The following is a 1,092-nucleotide window of genomic DNA, read 5'->3' as shown; positions in this document are numbered from 1 at the left end:
GCGTTGTCGGTTTCCAGACGGGCGTTGTCGGCTTCGAGTTCCCCGGTACGGCGCTCGAGGTCGAGGACGTGGCCGATACCGACCAGGTTGACGCCGGCGTCGATGAGTTCGGCGATCCGCCGGAGCCGGACCAGGTCGTCGTCGCTGTAGCGACGGGTACCACCCCCGGTGCGGGCCGGAGTGAGCAGCCCGTACTCCTCGTACAACCGCAGCGCCGCGATCCCGAATCCGGACAGTTCGGCGGCCACCGAGATGCCGTACACCCCGCGCCGGGAGCGGATCTCGGTGTCGCGCTCGGATTCTGGGGTCATGCCGTGCTCCGATCGGAAAATATCTCGCCCAAACTCTTGTCATAGTCTACGACAAATGCTATACCGAATCTACAGCATCTGCTGGAGTTTAAGTGTTGAGATGAGAGGGTTTTTTGGAGGTGGAGACGATGTTGATGCGCACCGATCCGTTCCGCGACCTCGACCGTCTGACGCAGCAGATCCTCGGCACCGCGGCACGGCCGGCGGTGATGCCGATGGACGCCTGGCGCGAGGATGACCGGTTCGTGGTGGAGTTCGACCTGCCCGGCGTGCAGGTGGAATCGATCGATCTGGACGTCGAACGCGACACCGTGACCGTGCGGGCGCAGCGGCCCGGGCTCGACGACAAGCAGGAGATGGTGGCCTCCGAGCGCCCGCGTGGGGTGTTCAGCCGGCAGCTGTTCCTCGGCGAGAACCTCGACCCGGACAAGATCGAGGCGTCCTACGACGCCGGGGTGCTGCGGTTGACGATCCCGATCGCGGAGAAGGCCAAGCCCCGCAAGATCGAGATCAGCAACCATTCCGAGCGCAGGGCCGTCACCGCCTGACCGACGCCGTGACAGTCCTCCCAGGAGGGGGTGAACATCGATGACCCCGACGATCATGGTCACCGCAGCACCCGGTTCCGGCTCACCGCGCATCGCACGCGCTGTGGTGCGGCCGTGGCACGAGCTGGACTACGAGCTGCTCGTCGCCGATTCGGATCGCATCCTCGCCGACGCGCTCACCCCGCAGGCCGCGGTCCTGCTCGCGACGATGGCCACCGCACGGTCCGGTCCGT

The 1,092-nt window shown here is 66.2% G+C and carries 2 protein-coding genes and 1 pseudogene; 2 read left to right on the top strand and 1 reads right to left on the bottom strand.

Features of this window, described 5'->3' with window-relative positions; translation table 11 throughout:
- Positions 1 to 311 (bottom strand): MerR family transcriptional regulator (locus ACFTZB_RS45820; protein ID WP_378442660.1); only part of this gene is annotated, 311 nt, incomplete at its 3' end.
- 128 nt (positions 312 to 439) lie between these two features.
- Here ACFTZB_RS45820 and ACFTZB_RS45815 point away from each other — a divergent pair.
- Positions 440 to 859: an Hsp20/alpha crystallin family protein gene (locus ACFTZB_RS45815; protein WP_219455035.1), complete on the top strand. Its 420-nt coding sequence runs from the start codon at positions 440 to 442 to the stop codon at positions 857 to 859.
- 40 nt (positions 860 to 899) lie between these two features.
- Positions 900 to 1,092 (top strand): annotated as a pseudogene (locus tag ACFTZB_RS45810) (hypothetical protein); the annotation flags it as partial.

Source organism: Rhodococcus sp. NPDC057014, assembly GCF_042673295.1.
GTDB lineage: Bacteria > Actinomycetota > Actinomycetes > Mycobacteriales > Mycobacteriaceae > Rhodococcus_F.
The sequence above is the reverse complement of the archived record's forward strand: the minus strand, read 5'-3'. Positions and strand labels throughout refer to the sequence as shown.